A 20323-nucleotide genomic window follows, 5' to 3' on the forward strand; every position below is an offset into this window, starting at 1 on the left:
TGTCGCCAGAGCGACCGCACCGCAATCGCCACGACCAAGCCGGGCGGTGATCTATCGGGCGTATGGAACGGACCGTCAGAATCATCGGGGCACCGATGGACTACGGAGCGAACCGCCGCGGCGTCGACATGGGACCGTCAGCGATTCGATACGCGGACCTCGCGGACGGCCTCGAGCGAGCAGGCGTCGACCCGATCGATGACGGCGACTTGACGATGCCGCGGGCCGAAGAGCGCGATCCGGACGCCGATCAGCCCAGACGGGGGGACGCGAAGTTCCTCCGGGAGATCGAGGACGTCTGTAAGCGGGTGCGCGATCGGGTCGCGACAACGCTCGCGGACGGCGAGTTCCCGCTCGTGCTGGGCGGGGATCATTCGGTCGCGATCGGGTCGCTGACTGGTTCGGCACGCGACGCCGACCTCGGGGCGATCTGGTTCGACGCCCACGCCGACCTCAACACGCCCGAAACCTCTCCCAGCGGGAACGTCCACGGGATGCCGCTGGCCGCCGCCCTCGGCCGCGGCGCGTTCGGCGAAACGGAGTGGGCACCTGCGCCTCGGCTCCAGGAGTCGTCGATTGCTTACGTCGGACTCCGGAGCATCGACGACCGCGAGCGCGAACTGATCCGTGAAAGCGAGATCACCGCCTTCACCATGGCCGACATCGATCAGCGGGGCATCTCCGCGGTCGTCGACGACGCCCTCGCGGTCGCGACCGACGGCACCGACGGCGTCCACGTGAGCCTCGACCTCGACTGGCTCGATCCCAAGACGGCACCCGGGGTTGGCACTCCCGTCCGCGGCGGTGTCACCTACCGGGAAGCCCACGCCGCGCTCGAGACGCTGTCCCGACGCGACGAGGCGGAGGGGATCCTCCGATCAATGGACGTCGTCGAAGTGAACCCAATCCTAGACGAGGGGAACGAAACGGCGACGCTAGCGGCGGAGCTAACGGCCAGCACGTTCGGCAAACGAATCCTCTGAGGGCACTGGCGACGGGGTTCGGCCGAGCCGACGGCCTGTCAATCGTAACCATGCCGAGTCCTGTTTCAACAGCTTTGTATCATAGTGCTTCCCAGTGTGGCATATGACTGAGAACGTCGTCGTGCTCGGTGCTGGATACGCCGGTACTGGTGCAATCAACAAGCTCCAGTCGGAGCTCGGGGGTAACGCGCGGCTGACCTGGATCGCCGATGTCGACTATCATCTCGTGCTACACGAAGCACACCGCGTTATTCGGGACCCGGACGTTCGATCCGACATCACGTTCCCGACCACGCAGATCGCCGACCCGTCGACCCGGTTCATCCAGGACGAAGTCACCGGCCTCGACATCGACGAACAGGTCGTCGAACTCGCCGACGGCGACGATGTCGAGTACGATTACGTCCTCGTCGGACTCGGCAGCCAGACCGCCTACTACGGCATTCCGGGCCTCGAGGAGCACTCCCTGACCCTCAAGAGCTTGGACGACGCCCTCGAGATCCACGAGGCCGTCAGCGACGCCAGCCGCGACGCAACCCGTGGCGAGCCCGCACAGGTCGTCATCGGCGGTGCCGGCCTCTCCGGCATCCAGACTGCCGGCGAGATCGCCGAGTTCCGCGACGAACACCGCGCACCCATCGAGATCCATCTCGTCGAAGCACTCGAGGAGATCTTCCCGGGCAACGATCCGGAGATTCAACAGGCGCTGCGCGACCTGCTCGAGCAAGCGGGCGTCCAGATCCATACGGACGACCCGATCACCGAGGCCACTGCGGATCACATCGAGTTCGACGAGGGCGAGCCCCTCGACCACGACGTTCTCGTCTGGACCGGCGGCATCACGGGACGGGACGCGATGGAGACCGCTGACCTCGAGAAGGAACACAACCGCGTCAACACCGGTGCGAACTTCCAGACCTCCGACGAGCGCGTGTTCGCGATCGGCGACTCGGCGATCATCGATCAGGGCGACCAGCCCGCACCGCCGACGGCACAGGCCGCCTGGCAGGCCGCGGAGGTCGCCGGCGAGAACATCGCGCGTGCGATTGAGAACCGACCGCTCCGGACTTGGGAACACGAGGACAAAGGGACGGTCGTCTCCGTCGGCGAAAAGGCGGTCGCCCACGACGTGAAGCCGGCCTTCGGGATTTCCCTGCCCGTCGACACCTTCGGCGGTCTCCCGGCCCAGAACCTGAAAAAGATGATCGCAGCCCGCTGGATCGCCGACGTTACCTCCTGGAACGAAGCGCGGAAGTCCTGGTCGTCGCTGTAGTCCCGGCGTTTGAACCCGGGATTAGGTGTGAGTCGCCCCAATCGAGACGGTTTGCTCGCCGTCTCGCGGGCCACTCCCATCGCGGACCGTTTGTGCTCGAAGTCGGCGCGATCCGTCCGACCCGACCGCTATCGCAGGCCGAGCGATGCGTCGGGATCGACGGGTTCGACGTCGCCGGCCGCCGCCGCTTCGTTATAGATGTAGCCCCACATGGCGAACGCGAGGTTCGCAGTGTACGCCGTGAACACGAAGTACAGCGGAATCAGCAGGACGATACCGAAAACGGTGATCGCGAGGAGCACCGCAGCGATACTGGCCGCGATCGACAGGATGATCCAGAACACGAACAGGAGGACGACGCCCTTGAGATAGTGTCGCGAGAGCGCGAACTCGAGGAGGCGGCCGTTTGAAAACGTCTCGGTGAGGCTGCCCGTGCCGATCAGGACGGGGACGATCGCGCCGGCGACGTAGACGCACGCGAAGACGAGCAGCGTCCCGATCGCGAGGAGGGTGAGCATGAGCGCCGACGACTCCCCGACCACGGCTATCGCGCCGAGGAACGCGGCCACGAGCACACTGATTGCGAGTACGACGCCGAGATAGACGCCGACGAGGAGCAGGCCGTCCGTTCCCAGTCCACCCCAGTCGTCGAACGAGGGGACATCGCCGTCTCCCCGCGCCGCCGCGCGACCGACGCGATAGGAGTAGCCGTAGGAAAACAGCAGCGGCACGAGCAGAACGGACAAGAGAAGGAGGACGGAATCGATCAGCAGCGGCTTGCCGCCCTTCCCGAGCGGGAACGCAAACGAGAACTCGAAGATATCCCTGTCGTGGTAGCGCGGTTCCGACGCGGCGGTCGGCCCCGGTTCCCGGTGGGCCGTCGCCGCGCCACTGGTTGCCGTGGCATCGGCGCTCCCCCACCCGGAGTCGTCCTCCGTCGAATCAGTGCTCGACCACCCGGACGTATCGTCGCTTGCAGAAGTATCCGTTGTCCATCCGGACGTGTCAGTACGTGCCGAGTCGTTACTCGACCACCCGGACGTGTCGTCGCTTCCGGACTCGTCGGTCGACCAGCCCGACGCGGTTCCTGTGTCATTGTCCGCCCCGGTTAATTTCCCCCCACACTCCGGGCAGAGGATGGTCCCCGGTTCGTATTCCTCGTCACAGTCGTGACAGTACGACATGGGCAGGAATTCGTTCACGTTGGTATAGTAATTCTGTTCCCGATGACACTCGTCGTGACTGAAACGAGACGACGGCCAGGCGGACCACACGACGACATCGGAAGGTGACCGCGCGGAGACGGTTACGTCGCGGCCGGAACGTCGCCCTCGTCGCCCATCTGCCGGGCCGGGACGCCGGCAACCGTCGCTCCGGGCGGTACGTCGCGTGTCACCAGGGAGTTCGCCGCGACGCTTGCCCCCTCGCCGATCTCGACGCCCGGGAGGACGATTGTGCCGGCCCCGATCATCGCCCGCTCGCCGACGACGACCTCGCCCGTTCGATACTCGTCCTGGAGGAACTCGTGACAGAGGATCGTCGCGTCGTAGCCGACGATCGCGCCCGCCTCGACCGTGATCAAATCCGGCCAGAAGACATCCGGTGTCGCCTCGAGTCCCCACGAGACGCCCGCGCCGACCGTGACGCCGATCCGGCGGAGGAGCCAGCGCTTGAGTCGGAGGCTGGGCGAAATCCTGACGAGCCAGACGACGACGTAGTTGATCGCGACCCGGAGCGGGTTGCGAGCGGCGGTCCAGTGGGCCAGCGAGTTTCGCGGTCCGGGCGTCGCGTGACGCTCGAGGCGGTCGTGTCGCGGCGTCGGTTCGTCTGAAGCTGTCACTGACTGTCACGTTAGACACAGTGGTACATCAAACCGAGCGATGCGGAGCCGGCTCTCGACGCGACGAGCGCGATCGAGTCGAACGAACGCCGGCCCGTCAGTCGCGCCCGTCCCGCGGGGCCGTGCGATCACCGGGGAGACCGACCAGCTCCCGGAACGCAGCGCCCGAGAGTGCACACCGGTAGGCGGGCTTGAACATCATGTTCGCGCCGCCGGCCCGAACGTTCCACTCGTCGGCGATCTCTTCGCGCAAGTAGTACTGCGCCCGCTCGTTGCCATCCCTGACGTAGTAGTCGCTGAGCCGGATCGGATCGCGCTCGAAGAGGCCACCCGGCTCACGGCCGTCGACGATCACGACCGGCTTCTCGAGATACAACTCGCCGTCCCGGGCGCGTTTCGCGTGGGCGTTCGCCGGATGCGCCTCGAGAACGGCCGCGCGTTCGGCCGGCGGCGTGTCCGGACCGACGACGACCACGTCGTCAACGGTGATGTAGCCGATCAGGTAGCGGTGAGCGCGGTCCCCGCCGGGCCGTCGCAGACCGGCGTAGAACCCAACGACGTCGCCCGGCTCGAGCGCGCGCAGCCGCGAGACGTAGCCGCTGGTCCGGTGTTCACCGTACGTCAGCCCCTCGAAGTTCGGGTCCCGATGGAGCGGCCAGGACTCGAGGGCCTCACCGGTGACGGTTTCGGTCCCGTCGTGGACCGGCTGGGGGGTGATGCGGGTCGTCAGGTCCGCGGCAGTGCCGTCACCGGCTCGGAGCTCCCACGAACCGAGCGTTTCGGACTCGTCGGTCGCCCGCGTTTTCTCCGGGATCGGGACGTATTCGAACCGGCCGTCGTCGTAGAGCGGGGCCAGCGCGCCGACGTTCGTGCTGTCAGCGCCGACGCCAGCGAGAACGACAGTCATGGCTTCGTCTCCGTCGATCGGATCGACGGGGCGATAAAGCCGCCGATCGGTCGCCGAACCCCGCCGGCGGTGTCGTCGCGACTGGCTGTCACGGGCGGTCCACGCCGTCTCGCTCTCCGGCAACCGACTCGAGGCGAAGACGGCGCTTTCGCGGGGGCACGGACCGACTCGAGCCGCTCGACACGCTTCCGAACGGCTCGGGGCCGGGCTCTTCGAACAGCAGGCCCGACCTCGGTACTGAGGGCGTGGATACGGAACGTGGCCCCAGACCGCCGCCGCGGACCGATCGGATTCATCTTCTTGCTGTAGCGAGGAAAACCACTCCCCTTAGGGCGGGCGAGGATGTCACAACAACTGTTATCGGGACGGCCGTTCCAAAGCCGCGTATGCGTGTCACCTTTCTCGGCACGGGCAGCGCGATGCCCACCGGCGAACGCTTTCAGGCGGGGATTCTCGTGCAGGACGATGGCCGAACGCTGCTGCTAGATTGCGGTGCCGGCGTGCTCCAGCGACTCCAACAGTCCGGCGTCGGCTACGAGAACGTCTCGACCGTCCTCCTGACCCATCACCATCTCGACCACGTCGCCGATCTGCTGCCGCTGTTGAAGGCCCGCTGGCTCGCCGGCGAGGACCACCTCGAGATCGTCGGTCCGCAGGGGACCAAGGGGTTGGTCGACGATCTGCTTTCGGTCTACGACTACATGCAGGACAAAGTCGACCTGCAGGTTCGAGAGGTCGTTCCCGGTGACTTTTCGGTGGCGGGATTCGATGTCGCCGCCTACGAGACGCGCCATTCGCTGCCATGTTTGGCCTACCGGTTCGACGACCGCTTTACCTTCAGCGGCGACAGCGAGGCCTTCGCCGGGCTGGCGAACTTCGCGGAGGGATCGGCGATCCTCGCCCACGATTGCTCGTTCCCCGACGATGTCGACGTCTCTAACCACCCGACGCCCGAGACGCTGGGTCGACAACTGGACGGCCGCGACATCGGGCGCGTCTACCTGACCCACCTCTATCCCCACACCGACGGCCGCCACGAGGAGATGCTCGAGTCGATCGGTGCCCACTACGACGGCGATGTCCGGTTCGCCGAGGACCTCATGACGGTTTCTATCGAGTAGCCGCGCCGATCGCCGCCCGAATCGCTGCCTCTGAGTCTCGTTGTGCAACGACCACGAAGTACTGACAGTCGTGACCGTGTGAGTTTATTCTATTCCACTATCTGTAATATCAATCCATCTAGTAGACGGAACACGTATGTACCGCCGCGTTTGTAGGATCGTAACAACAGTATGGCTCCCACCGATGAGACGAACACGAACGGAGCGGTGACCGAATGAGCGTTCCCGACCGGCTCGCGGACGCGATCACCACGCACACACGACTCGTACTCGTGGTCCTCCTCGTCTCGACGGCGTTGATCGGTGCCGGCATGCCGATGGTCGACGACGACTCCTCGCTCGACCAGTTCGAGAGCGACTCGGCGGAAGCGAACGCCCTCGAGCGCATCAACGAGAACTTCACGAGCCAGCAACAGGAGAACACGACCAGCGTACAGCTGATCACGCGCGGCGACGACGTTCTCACGAGGGAGTCGCTGCGCTCGTCGCTCGAACTCCAGCAGGAACTCCGGGCGAACGAGTCGATCGAGTCGACGCTCGCCGAGAACCAGTCGATCACCGGCATCGAGAACCTCGTCGCCATCACGGCGATCAGAACCGAGCGGGCCGCCGACCTGAACGAGACGAGAGCGGGTCTCGAGGACGGCCTCAACGAGACGGTCGAGTTGCAGCGGCAGTACGAGGCGTTGAACCAGTCGGTCGAGCGTAGTTCGACTGACGCACCGACAGCAACCGCTTCGACTACCGCGTCCGCCGAAAACGCCTCGGCCAGCGAGTCGACTACGGACACTTCGACCACCGAATCCGCCGAAAACGCCTCGAGTAGCGAGTCGACCGAACCCGACTCCATCAGCGAGGACGAATACCGGATTCGATCGGCCGACCTCGAGGCGCAGTTCGATGTCGTCGTCGCAAACGCGACGGCGGGGCTCACCGAGGCCCAGACGGCCCAGTATGCGTCTGCAGTTCAGGAGGTGCGGGAGATCGAATCGCAGCGCGCCGAGCTCCGGTCGGAAACGGCGACCCCGGTGGACGACTCCGACTATCAGCGGCTCTCCGCGCGACTCGAGGAGGCGTATCGGGCCGGCACGGCCGGCGTACTCGAGGACGAGTACGCGGCGCTGGACCGTGAGGACCGGCCGCCACTCGACGAGCAGATCGCGGCGCTCGAGGACCTAAGCGACGAGGAGTACGAGCGTACCCTCGAGCGCACGCTTCCGTCGAACGGCTCCGACGACAGCGTCGCGACCGCGTTACTGCCTTCCTCCTACGAGCCCGGACGGACCGCGGCCGACGCGCGGCTGACCTCCGTGATCCAGTCGACGGCCGCCGGCGACGCGAGCGGCATGGAAGCCGGCGCGGTCAGCGATCGAATCGTCGAGAGTCAACTCGACATTCGCGACCTGGCGGAGAGCCAGGAGCAGTCGTATCTCGTCTTCGGCGGCGGTCTCATGACCGACGAGATCGACCGGTCGATGGGCGACAGTCTCGCTATCGTCGGGCCGCTCGCGCTCCTGTTCGTCGTGGTCGCGCTGGTCGTCGCCTACCGCGACCTGCTCGATATCGTCCTCGGAATCATCGGCATCGTCGCCGTCCTCGTCTGGACGTTCGGCGTCATGGGCTGGGCCGGAATCGCGTTCAACCAGATGTTCGTGGCAGTACCGGTGCTGTTGATCGGGCTCTCGATCGATTACGCGATCCACGTCTTCATGCGCCACCGGGAACAGCGCGCGGCCGACGGTCCTGACGGGACGGTCCGCGGCTCGATGACGGTCGCGCTCGCAGGCGTCGGTGTCGCCCTCGTCTGGGTGACCGCCACGACCGTCATCGGCTTCCTCTCGAACCTCGTCAGCCCGATCGGCCCCATTCGGGAGTTCGGCATCGTCAGCGCGGTCGGGATCGTCGCCGCGCTGATCGTCTTCGGCGCGTTGATCCCCGCCGCCAAGATCGAACTCGACGAGTTCCTCGAAGGCCGTGGCCTCGACCGCCGCAAGCGAGCCTTCGGGACCGGCGATAGCCGTTTCGGCGACGTGCTCGCCATCGGCGCGACCGCCGCCCGGAAAGCCCCGCTTGCCGTCCTTCTCGTCGCTCTCCTGCTCTCCGCGGGCGGTGTCTACGGTGCGACGCAGGTCGACACCAGCTTCGAACAGGAGGACTTCATCGCTGACAGCCCGCCGGACTGGACCGACTCTCTGCCCGGGCCGGCACAGCCCGGCGAGTATCAGGCCAAAGACGACCTCGAGTACGTCAACCAGCATTTCCAGCGCCAGGACAGTCAGGCACAGCTCCTCGTCGAGGGGAACGTGACCGATCCCGACGCGCTCGAGCGGATGGACGTCGCTCGAGCGGAGATCGCCGTGGACGACGATGTCGTCTACACGCTGGCGACCGGCGACGAGGACGTTCAGGACCCGCTCTCGACGATGGAACGGGTCGCGAGACAGAACGAGTCGTTCAACGAGTCGTTCACCGCGGCCGACACCGATGACGACAACGTCCCCGACGTGAACGTGTCGGCGCTATACGACCAGCTCTTCGAGATCGACGGGGAGGCTGCAACGCAGGTCCTCCATCGAACCGACGACGGAGAGTACCAGTCGGCGCGGCTGATTATCGCCGTACAGGGCGACGCCGCGAACAGTGAGACGACACGCGAGATGCGCGATATCGCCGGCACCATCGAGGACGGCAGCGACGGCCGCTGGAGCGCCACCGCGACCGGCGACCCGATCGTCGGGTACGTCGTCGAGCAGGACCTGCTCGATACCGTCCTCGAGAGCCTGCTGCTCACGCTCGTGGCGGTCTTCGTCTTCCTGACCGTCGCCTACCGGCTGACGGGGAGCAGCGCGACGCTGGGGATCGTGACGTTGCTCCCGGTCGCGTTCTCGGTGAGTTGGATTCTGGGGACGATGTACTGGATCGGCATGCCGTTTAACGTCCTGACGGGGATGATTACGAGTCTCACGATCGGACTCGGCGTCGCCTACAGCATCCACGTCAGCGACCGCTACGCGCTCGAACTCGAGCGGCAGGGCAACGTCTGGGCGGCGCTTCGGACGACCGTTACCGGGACCGGGGGCGCGTTGCTCGGCAGCGCGGCCACGACCGTCGGCGGGTTCGGCACGCTCGCGCTCGCGATCCTCCCGGCACTCCAGCAGTTCGGGATCATCACTGCGCTGACGATCACGTACGCGTTCCTCGCGAGCGTTGTCGTGCTCCCGGCGTTGTTGGTCCTGTGGACGCGGTACTTCGGACCGGACGTCTCGTTCGACCCGTCCGAGCTGCAGCCGGGAACGCCGACCGCGAGCGACGGCGGCATCGACTCGACTCGAGGTGACGACGAGTGAGCGGCGACGAAACCGCGGCCATCGACGCCTTCGAACAACTGGGTCTCACCAGCTACGAGGCCAAGGTGTTCATCGCACTGCATCGGTTGAGCGCGGGCACGGCCAGGGACATCGCCGACATCACGGACGTGCCGCGCTCGCAGGTCTACAGCGTCGCCGAGAGCTTGGAGGACCGCGGCCTGCTCGAGGTCCAGCAGTCGAACCCGATTCGGTACCGCCCGGTCAGCGTCGAGGAGGCTCGAGAGACGCTGCGGAGCCAGTTCGAGCGAGAACAGGAGCGGGCGTTCGAATACGTCGCAGCCGTCGAACGCGAACCCGAGGGTGAAGAAACCCGAGAGGACATCTGGACGGTTCGCGGACGGGATCGCGTCGACGACCGGACGGTCGACATCCTCTCACAGGCCGAGCAGCGGATCGTCTTCGGGACCCGCCTCCCGGAATTCGTCACGCCGCCGATCGAACGGACGCTCGCCGAGCGCGCGGCGGCCGGCGTCTCGGTCTCCGTCGTGAGCGGCCGGGACGCCGTCCGGGAGCAGTTCGCCGCCGTTGACGGCGTCACCATCGAACGTCCGCCGGCCCACCGGACGGACGATCAGCGGTCGGGTCGGATCGTCATCGCCGACGACGACGGCATCCTGCTGAGCGTCCGGGGCGGCGCGGACGGCGAAACCGCGATCTGGAGTTCGGGCTCGCTGTTTGCCTCCGTGCTCATCCAACTGATCGAAGCCAGCGACGAGCTAGCCGTCGAGTGAGCGCACGGCCCCGCGGGCGTCGGCCGCTCACTCGAGGCGATATCGCAACAGTGCCGCGATCCCGCCGAGGTTCGAGAGCTGCTGGCCGGGGGGGAACTCGCTCGAGAAGACCGTCACCTCGCCGCCTTTCTGCTCGGTCGTCCGGACGATGTCGTCGACGCTGATCGCCCACTCGCCGTCGGGTCCGCGTTCCCGCTGCAATCGATCGTCGAGCACGAGCAGGCGTTCGATCGCGCCGAACTCCGCGGCCTGTTTGACCTGTTCGGGACCGTACGCCGCCTTCGCGCCGTCGGCGATGCGCCGCGTGAGTTCGTCGATGTACTCGGCCTCGCTCTCGATGCGAGTCTCCTCCTGGACGTCCGCGACCGCGCCGCGTTTGAGCACCTCGTGGACCCCGCGGTCGCCGACGGCCGCCGTGTCGACCATCGTGACCAGGTCGGCCACGTCGCGTTCGTTCTCCTCGAGATACTTGTAGGCGTCTTGCTTCGTAAAGCCCGGCCCCGCGAGGATGATCGCGTCGACCTCGAGGCGTTTGAGGACCGTCGCAAGTTCGTCGAACAGTTCCGAGCGCCCGCGTGCGTACTCGCCTTTGCCGGTCGTGCCGGTGATCGTCGCCCGCTCCTCGGTGCCGTACTGGGCGACGGTGTGGACATGGGCCTGTCCCTCCTCGACGGTCGCGATCGCCACGTCCGGGTTCTCAGTGGCTTCCTCGGCCTCCTCGAGACGGGCCGTCTGATCGGGTTTGAACCGCTTCTCGATCGAGAGTTCGTCGCGCGGTTCCACGTTGAGGGTGTGATGAAAGTGCAACTGATCCTCGCGCGAACAGGCGACGATCTCGCCGCCGACCCGCAGCCGATTGGCGAACTTGTGGAACTCGACGGTCTCGACGGCGAGTGCCACCCACATGTGCTCGCGTTCGCCGCCAGTGTCGCGCATCTGATCGTCGTTGCGCTGAATGCGCCGGGTCGTATCGCCCGCGACGCGGTCGCCGGGCTCGAGGACGTACTGTAAGTGCCAGAGGTCGTCGACGCTCTCGGGGACGACCGTCACCCGTTCGCGGCCGCCCTCGACCTGCTCCCGGTCTTTGATCTGCATGGGAGTTCGTTTGCAGGGTGACGGTAAGTGGACTGCGATCGGGTCGTCTCGATCGGCGACGCGCTCGCGCTTCGGTGGACGTTCGATCCCCCTGCGCTCGGGAGGGATCGTGACCGGCGACGTTCCATGTTACTTGCCCACGTCTTTCACAGTTAGGGGCTGCGGCTATCCGCGTTGCGCGCCAACACTACCTATGAACCTCGGACACATTTCCCAACTCGAAGACTTCGGCACCCGGTCGCTTGTCACCCACGCGATCATGGCGGTGACGTTTACCAGTGCGATCGCCGTCGGGCTGTTCGTCGACGGTCAGGTCGGCCTCGTCTCGTTCGTCGCGTTCCTCAACTTCACCGCCGGCGTGTGGGTCGCACAGTCGACGCACTCGCTCGGCAACGCCCGAACCGACGATTCCTACGACGGGATTCTGTCGGTGTTGTTCGATACGACCGGCGAGAAGACCTACCACGGGTTCGATACCGGCCGACTCGCGCGACTGCTCACGCTGATCGCGGCCGTGACGGCGGTTTCGCTGCTGGTCTCCGGACAGGTCCTCTCCGGTACGGTCGCCTCGATCGGTGCCGTCGCGATCGGCGTCGTCGCGCTCGTGACCGCGATGGTCGGGTTCCTGATCGCGATGGGGTCGTCCTACGATGCGGCCGAGCGCCGAGCGGTCCGCAACATCGACCGCACCGACGAGGACACCGACCCGGAACAGTCGCCCATCCCGACGACCGAGTTCGACGACGCCTCCGATATCCGCATCTCGATTCACGAGATGCACATGGACGACTCGGCCGCGAAACGACGGTAACGATCCGGGACGAACACGTTTCTCATCAACCGATCGGGGGCAACCCGGCGTCGGTTTGCCGCCTCTTTCTCACTCCGGGCGACGTGTCGCGACGACGCACGGTCGACCGCACGGGACGGACGGGTGAAACCGACAGCCCGTCTCGGGGCGTCGCAACGCTCGCGCGTAATTCGACGACTGATCTGATGGGGGAGCCGACAGTCGGCGTCGCCCGGACGTTGTTAGCTTTATAGTCCTGACTGGTGGCGGCGATGATGTGGTTGCCACCGAACAGCAATAATGAGAGACGCAAACCCAGCCTCCACGGAGACGGTCCGGATCGAGGTGTTTCTCCGAAACAACGCCTCCGCGGCCGTCGTGGAACCGCTCAAATCGATCGTTTCGCGAGCGCGGTGCCTCGAGGAGCGAGCGATAGCGGCCGACGTGCGCGTCAAAACGTGGACATCGGTACGGACTGCGCTCGAGGAACTCGGCGACGCCAGGCCGTCGGTCTCACTCACCGTCGACGCGTTCGAGTCCTGGGCCGACCGCGAAGGGTACACGCTTCGCCCGGCGTTCGACCAACACGAGACCGAATCGCTGCTCGAGCACCGTCCTGCCACCGAAATTCAGGTCCCGACGGTGTGCGTCGCCGTCTACGAGGACGACGATCTCCAGTGTGTCGCACCCTGTTCGGACGGTGACCGCACCTACACCGTCGAGGAGTGCCTCGACGCACTCGAGGACGGCAGCACCCGTCCGTTCCCCGACCGAGGCGAGCCGATTCGGGACGGGTTGGGCGGCACTATCGAGTCCTCCGCGCAAACGAAGCACGGAGAATAACACGCCGCTCGAGGCCGGACCCGGCGGCCGCCTCGCTCGATTCTCGAGTCCCCTTCCATCGCTGAGTCGCCACTCCAGAGACGGATTGGTTCAGCACGCTTACTCGAGGGAGACGCTGAATCGACGGAAAAGTCAACGTGGATATCGGCGATTGAATCAGCGAAAGACAGGGGACAGCCGCGTCCTCCATTCAGGTGAGCGAACCCGCTCGGATCGACCGCCCGTGTAGTGATCCGCCGAATGAACTAAGTTTAAATGCGATCCGGCCGTTCAGCCGGACATGAAATTCAGCCCTATCCGATCAGTGAGCATCTCTTTATTGTCCTCTCGTCAACGACCGGCCCCCATCTCGAACCATGTGTTCCTCGACTAATACCGTCTCTATCGGCACGTGCAACTCCCTGCCACTGGATTGCGTTCCCACTGAGACAAAGTAATGTCATCCGAGGAGCTCTTCGATTGGCGGTCCATCCTGATCGGATTCGTCGGTGCCGGACTCGTTCTCGCGTTGCTGCTCTTCCTTGTCGGCGTCGATGGAATTGTTGCACAACTGCGTCGGGCCCAGCCTCCCGTCATCGCCATCCTGCTTGGTCTCATCCCGCTCTGGCTCGTCGCTTGGGGGCTCTGTCTCCACACCGTCTTGCGCGCGCTGGGAACACCAACCTCTCGAGTGCGGTCAATCGTCGTGTTTACTGCTGCGACCTTCGCGAATCAAGTCACCCCGTTCGGGCAGGCCGGCGGTGAACCAATCAGTGCCTTCTTGATTTCCGAGGCTGCCGACACGGAGTACGAGAACGGGTTGGCCGCCATCGCGAGCGTCGATACCCTGCATTTTTTCCCCTCGATCGGGATGGGGCTCGTCGGTATCGGGCTGTTCGTCTTGCGTGGGTTCGATTTCGGCCGGAACCTACTCCTTGCTAGTCTCACTGTAACGGCACTCCTCGTCGGGTTTGTTCTCACGCTGACGCTCGGATGGCGGTTCCACCATCGGATCGAGACACTGGTTCTCTCTGTGCTTCCGCCGATCGTTCGCTGGGTTGGCGGCACCGTCCCACGCGTTAGCGCACCGACGCGAGCGGACATCGAACATCGCGTAAATGGGTTCTTCGATTCGATCGCACGGATCGCTAGCAATCCGCGGCTCCTGGTCCTGGCTGGCCTGTTCTCGTGTCTCGGGTGGCTCACGCTGTCGATCTGTCTTTGGATCTCGCTTGCGTCGATCGGAGTTACCGTCCCCTTCATGGCGATGCTCATCGTACTGCCCGTCGCCAGCATCGCCGGAGTATTCCCGCTTCCAGGCGGCATCGGTGGCGTCGAGACGGCGTTTATCGTTCTAGTCGTCTCCACAACCGGAGTTGCGACGACGGCTGCGACGGCCGCCGTCGTCATCTATCGGGGAGCGACCTACTGGGTTCCGATGCTGGTCGGTGGCGGTATCACTGCCGTTATCCTCGACAACCTGCATCGTCGTTATTAATATCGAACGAGTCGCGAGCTTCTTCACCCGTCGAGCTGTGTGATCCGTTATTTTAAAGAAATGTTGACAACTGTTGGAAGATGTAACGCTGCTCAGGGATGCTCTATATGGAAGATTTGTGAATGTTAAACAACATATGAAGGTTTATGTTGCCATCGTTACAAGCCGGGAGTATGGCATCCCTCCATCGATATCTCCTAACCACTGGTATCGTTGCCTGCGTTCTCGCTCTCACGGCACTCACACTGATGGCCGATTTTCTCGCCATCGTCGTCATCGGACACGCCCTTCCGCTCCTCGGTGCCGTCTTCGACACTCGTGTCTGGCTCGTGGTTGCGTTCGCGGCCCTCGCGATCTCGTTGCTGTTGTATCTCTCGTCGCTGTTGCGGGAGGATCCCGACGCGCTGGTCCATTCGGGCCGGTCCGTCGAAGCGTTGGTTCCCGTCCACGACGAACCCGAGGTACTACACCGCTCGGTGGAACGACTGGCAGCCTCGACCTACGAGGACCTCACCGTCACGATCGTCTGCGAACCGGATGATCACTCCGCTATCGAACGGGCTGGCGATTTGGCGGCCGACTACGAGTGTGTCAACTATATTCAGAATCGTCGGTCGGGATCGAAGGCAGGCGCGCTCAACGATGCCATCGAACGGAGCGATGCCGACGTGATCGCGATGTTCGATGCCGATCAAGAACCCCACCCGGAACTGATCGCCCACGGGATGGCCGCGTTACGAGAACACGACATCGCGCGAGTCCGGAGCCTTCCCCGGCCGACTGGCCTCATAGAATCGCTCGCGTACTACGAGTATCTGCTGCTCTTTTTCCTGCCACAGAAACTCGCTCGCTCTCTGCTGGGACTTCGCATCGTCGGCAGCCGCAGTGTCCTCATAGAGCGATCGGTCTTCGATGAGGTGGGACGGTTCGACGAGGGAGCGCTGACCGAGGATATGGACTTCACTCATCGGTGTCACCAAGCCAACCTCTCGATCCGGGAACTATCGTATTATCCCTGTTTCGAGGAGGCAGCGCACACGCTGCGGGACTGGTGGGGACAGCGGGTTCGCTGGATCACGGGCCATCTCTCTATTTGTCACGGTCACGTCCACGACTGGCGTAATCTGTCTGATCCGGCGTATCTCAGTTCGCTCCTGTCACTCGTGGGGACGTTCGTTGCGGGGATTGTCCTCTCGGTAACCGTCCCGAAACTCATACTGGCGTCGCTCTCGTATCCCAGTGTCGTCGCTGCGGGACTGGCTGGTATCTACGGCATCGTACTCACAACCCGTGTCATCGACAACTACACCGCCGGCATTGACGGATTTGATCTCGCGTGGCTCCTCATCCCGGTCTCGCTGACGCTCTACGGACTCGTCGTCGTGCAAGTCGTCGTCAGCTATGCCCTCGGGCGGGAAGTCACCTGGTACCAGGTGGAAAAACACGGCTGACCGACGCGACTTCGTTCGGATAACTCCGCTTTCCCGATCGGAGTCAAAACACGAACTGATCTATCAACGGTGTTCTGAAGCGCCCGCCGCTCCCGACGGTATCCGCCGATCGTAGCCGCCAGCACTCCAGGCCTCAGTCGTCCGCGATCCGACTGCCACCCGGCGGCATAAAGTGTTGAATCCGGTCCGGACTAGCGATCTTGCGGACGAACGTCTCGTCCTCGAAGCGCTCGCGGAAGCGCCGATAGAGCCGTTTGGCCGCGTCCGCCTGGGCGTACCGCCCGGGCTCGAGTTCGATCGTCGTCACTGCCTGTCCCTCGATTGCCGACGGCGGGCCGCCGATGACGCGGGTATACGGCTCGCACTGAATCCCGACCGCCGCACCGACCGCCGTATCCCGGTAGTAAGTCCGGTCGCCCCGGATCGCGAACCCGCCTTTCTCCAAGTACTCGCCGCTCTCGGGGGTCTTCGAGACCTGATCGGAGTCGACGGCGTAGACGTCGCCCGCGTAGCGACCGTCCTTCCAGACCGACGAGTAGGAGACGGAGAACTGCGCCGCTTCCGCGACGCTCGAGTCGGGGAGGTCGATGTCGCTCGAGGAGGCCTCGCTCGGGTCGGTCGCCTTCAACACGGTGACGGGGCCGCCGTGGGCCTGCGTGTGAAGGACTTTGTCCCCGGGCTCGAGGTACTTCTTTACGAGTTCCTCGTTCTGGTCGGCGTTTCGACCGCCGATCACGAGGAAGCCGTCGCTGGTGTGGAACCAGCGGAAGCGATCGAACCAGGGCTCGTTCTCGCGGATCGGGATGGACGACTCCGAGAGCCAGTCGCGCGGGAGGTCGTCCCCATCTGCGTCGGTCTCGTCGTCGTCTTCGCCGCCGCTTTCGTCGGCTTCCCACTCGTCGCGGCGGCGCTTGGCGTCCGCTAAGTCCTGGCGAGTGTTCTCGATGGCCGCGAGCGCGCCGTCTTTCTTCTCCTCGACGCGTTTGGCCTCGGTGTAGAGCCGATCCGCGTTCTGTTCGACGCCCTGCTGGGCGTCGAGATCGATCCGTTCATCGTCGATCTCGACGGTAACCGTACCGTCGCTGCCATCGATATCGACGATGGCCTCCGCGGCGTCGATACCCTGTTCGGCACCTTCTTCGAACCGCTCCCTGATCTCGTCCCACGAGCGCTCCCGCTCGCGGGCCCCCTGGATCGTCGAGAGGATCTCGTCGACCAGCCCGTACTCCGCGTAGAGCAGTTCTGCCTGCTCGCGCAACGACGCGGCCTCCTGTTCGAATCCCTCAATCGCCCCCTGCTGTTGCTCGATGATGCGCTCGTGTTTGGCGATCTCCGACTCGAAGTCGGGCCGCTGGTCGGTCGGATCGGGCTCTTCCTCCGCCGCGAGCTCCAGCCGGAAGAAGTAATCGTCAAGCGCCGAGAGAAACGAATCGTAGGGCTCGCCCTCGAGGTCGTCGTGTTCCTCGAGCGGGAACGGCGTGACGTCGACGACGCGGGCGGCACCGCTTTCGGCTGTCCCGTCACCGTCCGCATCGTCGCCCGCCGCGTCGTCGGGCTCGAGATAGAGCCGCGGATCGAAGGTCCCGTTCCGGATGTCGAGCGCGAGGCGTTCGATGGTCTCGTAGAGCCGGCCGTAGACCTCTTCGTCGGCGTCGTCGATGTCCATGCCCTTCTCGACGCCGGCGCGGGTACACACCTCCTCGGCGTAGAGCCCGCCGAAATTCAGTTGGGTCGCGAGCGTCCGGACCACGTCCGTATCGGAGTCGTCCATCTCGTGGTCGAACGCCTCTCGCGAGACCGTCAGCGGGTTCGTTCGAGTGTCGGGGAACTCATAGCGCGAGCCCGGGACGACGGTCCGGGACTTCAGGCGGACGGTCTCGAGGCAGTCGATCACCTCGTACTCGCCGTCGGTGACGGCGACGTTGCCCTGTCCGAACAGTTCGACGATGATTCGGGTCGTGCCGTCGTCGCGCTCGAAGACGAATTCGAGGATGCGGTCGAACTCGTACTGTTCGACGCCCGCGAAGTCCGCGCCCGACAGTCGGTTCCGGAGCATCATCGCGAACTGTGGCGGCCGACCGGGGGCGTCGGGCACCCGCTCGGGGGCGACCGTGTGGGCCCGCTTGACCTCGCCGACCTCGAGGATGAGTTCCATGCGACCCCGATCGAAGTCCCGCATCTTGAGCCGGACGAGGTCGTCGCCGTAGAGGTACGCTTTGTCGACCTTCGCTCCCTCGTAGGCACCGAGTTCCCCGACGAGGGCGGCGAGATCGACGCTGGTGAGCTCCCGCTTTGGATCCATACCACACACTGCCCGGCCCGGTCAAAAAGACGTGTCGCTCCGACGCCCACGCGTCCGCCCCGCCCGGCGACCGCCGGCCTTGTCCTCCTCGCCCGTGAGTGAGCCCGCTGACTCGCACGGCACCGGGACGCTGCCGAGGTCGGAAAGCCTAATCCGTGCCAGCACGCAGAAGGAGCCATGCACGAGGCTACCGGTGGAGCCACCCGCGAGTCGACCGGCTCGATGTCGGGTGACGGACAGGGGTCCCGATCGCACACTCCCCACGGGGGGCGGACCGTATGAGCGCGGGCGACGACCAACCGTGGGAGAACGTCTCTCGGTTTCCGGACTTCCTCGAGCATCTCGAGGGGCAGGGCGGTGCCACGGTCAGCGGGATCGTCGACCGGATCGAGGCGGACATCGACATGGACGGGGTCGTCTACCACGACCGGGGCATCCGATCGCCGGGCTACGACGCCACCTTCGTTCCCGAGTCCGAGGGGGATCGACTGCGACCCGCGTTCAGCGTCGAACTCAATGCCGTCGGTCCGCGCAGCATCTGGGCGGTGTTCGACGCGACGCTCTCCTGGGACTTCTACCTGCTCGAGTCGGCGGGCATCGCGGCGATTGCCTGGGTGAGCGACGAGGAGTACAACGCCGAGGAGGCCGGGATGTTCCTGTCGAAACACGACGCCCTCGCCGCGGGTCGGTTCTCCTTTGGCACCTTCATCTACGCGGACGAGGACTGGCAGGAACAACTGGCTCTCATCGAGGGAACCGACACCCCTGCCTTCCTCCAACGCGACGACGGCAGCACGCTCGTGCCGACCAGTCAGTCCGATTTCTACAACGTCGTCAACTCGACGCCGACGGAGTTTCGCACCAACGGCGGCGGTGCGCCCGCCCACCTCGGGCTGCTCGAACTCGAGGTCACGATCGACTGACGGCGGTCCCTCGGTCGGGACGCGAGCGGCGGAGTCGGCTTCGGCCCACCCGATCCGAAGCCCCATCATGTCAGAATTCGAACTGCAGCTATACTCTCACGAGAGAACCGAGTTCTCGCCGTCGCCAGTGTCTTCTTTTTCGCCGGACTGGGCGTCGGAATCGTCCTCGAGATCGACCACCTCCTCTTCGGTGTCCTCGTAATGATCGTGATTCCGATCCTCGGACCGCAGTTGTATCTCGCGGCGACCGACGGCGACGACGAGTTCGCGCCACGAACGCGGGTTCGAACCGCAGTCGGCGTCAGTCTGTTCTTGCTGCTGTCGTTTTCCGGGGTTGCCGGCGGGACCGACCGGACGCTTGTCGGCCTGCTTGCCGCCGGACTGCTGATCGGCTATCTCGCTTCCGAGGGCGTCGGCGGCTACCGGAGTACGCGTGAGGTAGTGTGAGACCGCGGTCGGCGACCGCGTCGAACGGAAGCGTTTTGCCCGCCCGCCCGAACCGGGTCGATATATCGCCGCTCGGGGATGTCGTCATCGTCGCGACCATTGCGGGCTGTATGACGGGGATCGGCGCACTCCCGATTCTGTGTACCGACCGCAATCAGCCACCGCGTCTACGACGGCTCGCTCGGCCTCGCAGCGGGAATCGTGGTCGGCGCTGCCGTCTTCGCGCTCGTACTCCCCGGCCTCGAGTTGGGCTCGCCGCTCGAGGTCGTCGCCGGACCCTCGCCGCCGGCGCGATGATCGCCGTCGTTTTCCGAGAACTCATCCCCTCGAGTCACGGCCACGGGTACGCCGATACCGCGACGGCGGCGTTCGTCCTCGGCTTCGCTCTCATGATCGTCGTCGACACCGTTCTCGCGGTCTAAACCGTCCCACACACCACGCTTCCGATGGCGGCTCGCACGAAAGAGCGGCGACTCAGCAAGCCACGGTCCTTCTCGGGGTACTCAGGACCCACGTCACGTTCGTCTCCGTTTCTCCCGCGGTGCTACTCGAGACGGCCATCGGAACCGAACGCGGAAAAGGATCCGGGCGACGAGCGCGCCGCAACGGTCGCCCCAGGGGATCGAGCGACCGGATGGCGGAATCGGCGCACCCGAACGGGACAGTGCGGTGTGTCGCTGTCGAAGTGGGGGGAGTCGACAGCGGACCGACGATCGTCGGCATCGGATAGTAGACCCGTACCCCCTATAAATTTTGTGCCATTCCTTGAGGA

Annotated in this window: 16 protein-coding genes and 1 pseudogene; 12 read left to right on the plus strand and 5 right to left on the minus strand. The window is 65.0% G+C overall.

All coding sequences use genetic code 11. The annotated features are described in order from the left end of the window. The first annotated feature begins 62 nt into the window (after positions 1-62). Together rocF and C486_RS01260 are read left to right on the plus strand one after the other, a co-directional pair. Positions 63-983, plus strand: a complete 921-nt coding sequence (gene rocF, locus C486_RS01255) for an arginase (RefSeq protein WP_008452140.1) — start codon at positions 63-65, stop codon at positions 981-983. Between the two features lie 103 nt (positions 984-1086). Further along, positions 1087-2256 (plus strand): NAD(P)/FAD-dependent oxidoreductase, encoded by a 1170-nt coding sequence (locus tag C486_RS01260; RefSeq protein ID WP_008452143.1) that lies wholly within the window; start codon positions 1087-1089, stop codon positions 2254-2256. Between the two features lie 128 nt (positions 2257-2384). On the opposite strand, the gene C486_RS01265 is transcribed toward C486_RS01260, so the two are convergent. The 3 genes from C486_RS01265 to C486_RS01275 all read right to left on the minus strand — a co-directional run bounded on the left by C486_RS01265 (position 2385) and on the right by C486_RS01275 (position 5003). Next, positions 2385-3440 carry a DUF4013 domain-containing protein gene (locus C486_RS01265; protein WP_008452145.1) on the minus strand — a complete coding sequence of 352 codons (1056 nt, stop codon included), beginning with the start codon at positions 3438-3440 and terminating at the stop codon, positions 2385-2387. 122 nt (positions 3441-3562) lie between these two features. Then, a complete protein-coding gene (locus C486_RS01270) occupies positions 3563-4096 on the minus strand; it encodes an acyltransferase (protein ID WP_008452146.1) in 534 nt (177 codons plus the stop codon). 97 nt (positions 4097-4193) lie between these two features. Continuing rightward, positions 4194-5003 (minus strand): Nmad3 family putative nucleotide modification protein, encoded by an 810-nt coding sequence (locus C486_RS01275; RefSeq protein ID WP_049910032.1) that lies wholly within the window; start codon positions 5001-5003, stop codon positions 4194-4196. Between the two features lie 386 nt (positions 5004-5389). Between C486_RS01275 and C486_RS01280 the strand changes: the two genes are divergently transcribed. The 3 genes from C486_RS01280 (at position 5390) to C486_RS01290 (ending at position 10223) form a co-directional block, all read left to right on the plus strand. Beyond that, positions 5390-6124 (plus strand): MBL fold metallo-hydrolase, encoded by a 735-nt coding sequence (locus C486_RS01280; protein WP_008452150.1) that lies wholly within the window; start codon positions 5390-5392, stop codon positions 6122-6124. Positions 6125-6339: 215 nt separating this feature from the next. Next, entirely contained in the window at positions 6340-9471 is a 3132-nt protein-coding gene (locus C486_RS01285; RefSeq protein ID WP_008452151.1) for an efflux RND transporter permease subunit, read from the plus strand. Then, the gene (locus tag C486_RS01290) at positions 9468-10223 is read left to right on the plus strand and encodes a TrmB family transcriptional regulator (RefSeq protein ID WP_008452153.1); all 756 of its coding nucleotides are present in this window, start codon (positions 9468-9470) and stop codon (positions 10221-10223) included. Before C486_RS01285 ends, C486_RS01290 begins: the two co-directional genes overlap by 4 nt. A 27-nt stretch (positions 10224-10250) precedes the next feature. Here the strand turns inward: C486_RS01290 and C486_RS01295 are convergent, their stop codons facing one another. Beyond that, on the minus strand, positions 10251-11318 hold the full coding sequence (locus tag C486_RS01295) for an mRNA surveillance protein pelota (RefSeq protein WP_008452155.1): 1068 nt from the start codon (positions 11316-11318) through the stop codon (positions 10251-10253). 193 nt (positions 11319-11511) lie between these two features. On the opposite strand from C486_RS01295, the gene C486_RS01300 reads away from it, so the two are divergent. The 4 genes from C486_RS01300 (at position 11512) to C486_RS01315 (ending at position 15879) form a co-directional block, all read left to right on the plus strand. Further along, on the plus strand, positions 11512-12129 hold the full coding sequence (locus C486_RS01300; protein ID WP_008452156.1) for a hypothetical protein: 618 nt from the start codon (positions 11512-11514) through the stop codon (positions 12127-12129). 279 nt (positions 12130-12408) lie between these two features. Beyond that, positions 12409-12951, plus strand: coding sequence for an HTH domain-containing protein (locus C486_RS01305; RefSeq protein ID WP_008452158.1), 543 nt, complete (start codon positions 12409-12411; stop codon positions 12949-12951). A gap of 436 nt (positions 12952-13387) precedes the next feature. Further along, the gene (locus C486_RS01310) at positions 13388-14428 is read left to right on the plus strand and encodes a lysylphosphatidylglycerol synthase transmembrane domain-containing protein (RefSeq protein WP_008452160.1); all 1041 of its coding nucleotides are present in this window, start codon (positions 13388-13390) and stop codon (positions 14426-14428) included. Positions 14429-14601: 173 nt separating this feature from the next. Beyond that, a complete protein-coding gene (locus C486_RS01315; RefSeq protein ID WP_014863221.1) occupies positions 14602-15879 on the plus strand; it encodes a glycosyltransferase in 1278 nt (425 codons plus the stop codon). 133 nt (positions 15880-16012) lie between these two features. On the opposite strand, the gene rqcH is transcribed toward C486_RS01315, so the two are convergent. After that, positions 16013-18181 carry a ribosome rescue protein RqcH gene (rqcH, locus tag C486_RS01320; RefSeq protein ID WP_008452163.1) on the minus strand — a complete coding sequence of 723 codons (2169 nt, stop codon included), beginning with the start codon at positions 18179-18181 and terminating at the stop codon, positions 16013-16015. Between the two features lie 278 nt (positions 18182-18459). Between rqcH and C486_RS01325 the strand changes: the two genes are divergently transcribed. The 3 genes and pseudogenes from C486_RS01325 (at position 18460) to C486_RS19765 (ending at position 19973) form a co-directional block, all read left to right on the plus strand. Beyond that, complete coding sequence (locus C486_RS01325; protein ID WP_008452165.1) at positions 18460-19104, plus strand: hypothetical protein; 645 nt, start codon at positions 18460-18462, stop codon at positions 19102-19104. A gap of 201 nt (positions 19105-19305) precedes the next feature. Next, the gene (locus tag C486_RS01330) at positions 19306-19551 is read left to right on the plus strand and encodes a hypothetical protein (protein ID WP_008452167.1); all 246 of its coding nucleotides are present in this window, start codon (positions 19306-19308) and stop codon (positions 19549-19551) included. Between the two features lie 62 nt (positions 19552-19613). Further along, a pseudogene (locus C486_RS19765) lies at positions 19614-19973 on the plus strand (hypothetical protein). Positions 19974-20323 lie beyond the last annotated feature (350 nt).

The organism is Natrinema gari JCM 14663 (assembly GCF_000337175.1).
Lineage (GTDB): Archaea > Halobacteriota > Halobacteria > Halobacteriales > Natrialbaceae > Natrinema > Natrinema gari.

Excerpts from the sequence above, each read along its gene's own strand:
- C486_RS01305 (WP_008452158.1), top strand. The coding sequence starts at position 12,409 with ATGAGAGACGCAAACCCAGCCTCCACGGAGACGGTCCGGATCGAGGTG.
- C486_RS01310 (WP_008452160.1), top strand. The coding sequence starts at position 13,388 with ATGTCATCCGAGGAGCTCTTCGATTGGCGGTCCATCCTGATCGGATTC.
- C486_RS01265 (WP_008452145.1), bottom strand. The coding sequence starts at position 3,440 with ATGTCGTACTGTCACGACTGTGACGAGGAATACGAACCGGGGACCATC.
- C486_RS01285 (WP_008452151.1), top strand. The coding sequence starts at position 6,340 with ATGAGCGTTCCCGACCGGCTCGCGGACGCGATCACCACGCACACACGA.
- C486_RS01330 (WP_008452167.1), top strand. The coding sequence starts at position 19,306 with ATGATCGTGATTCCGATCCTCGGACCGCAGTTGTATCTCGCGGCGACC.
- C486_RS01325 (WP_008452165.1), top strand. The coding sequence starts at position 18,460 with ATGAGCGCGGGCGACGACCAACCGTGGGAGAACGTCTCTCGGTTTCCG.
- C486_RS01300 (WP_008452156.1), top strand. The coding sequence starts at position 11,512 with ATGAACCTCGGACACATTTCCCAACTCGAAGACTTCGGCACCCGGTCG.
- rocF (WP_008452140.1), top strand. The coding sequence starts at position 63 with ATGGAACGGACCGTCAGAATCATCGGGGCACCGATGGACTACGGAGCG.
- rqcH (WP_008452163.1), bottom strand. The coding sequence starts at position 18,181 with ATGGATCCAAAGCGGGAGCTCACCAGCGTCGATCTCGCCGCCCTCGTC.
- C486_RS01315 (WP_014863221.1), top strand. The coding sequence starts at position 14,602 with ATGGCATCCCTCCATCGATATCTCCTAACCACTGGTATCGTTGCCTGC.
- C486_RS01260 (WP_008452143.1), top strand. The coding sequence starts at position 1,087 with ATGACTGAGAACGTCGTCGTGCTCGGTGCTGGATACGCCGGTACTGGT.
- C486_RS01295 (WP_008452155.1), bottom strand. The coding sequence starts at position 11,318 with ATGCAGATCAAAGACCGGGAGCAGGTCGAGGGCGGCCGCGAACGGGTG.
- C486_RS01275 (WP_049910032.1), bottom strand. The coding sequence starts at position 5,003 with ATGACTGTCGTTCTCGCTGGCGTCGGCGCTGACAGCACGAACGTCGGC.
- C486_RS01280 (WP_008452150.1), top strand. The coding sequence starts at position 5,390 with ATGCGTGTCACCTTTCTCGGCACGGGCAGCGCGATGCCCACCGGCGAA.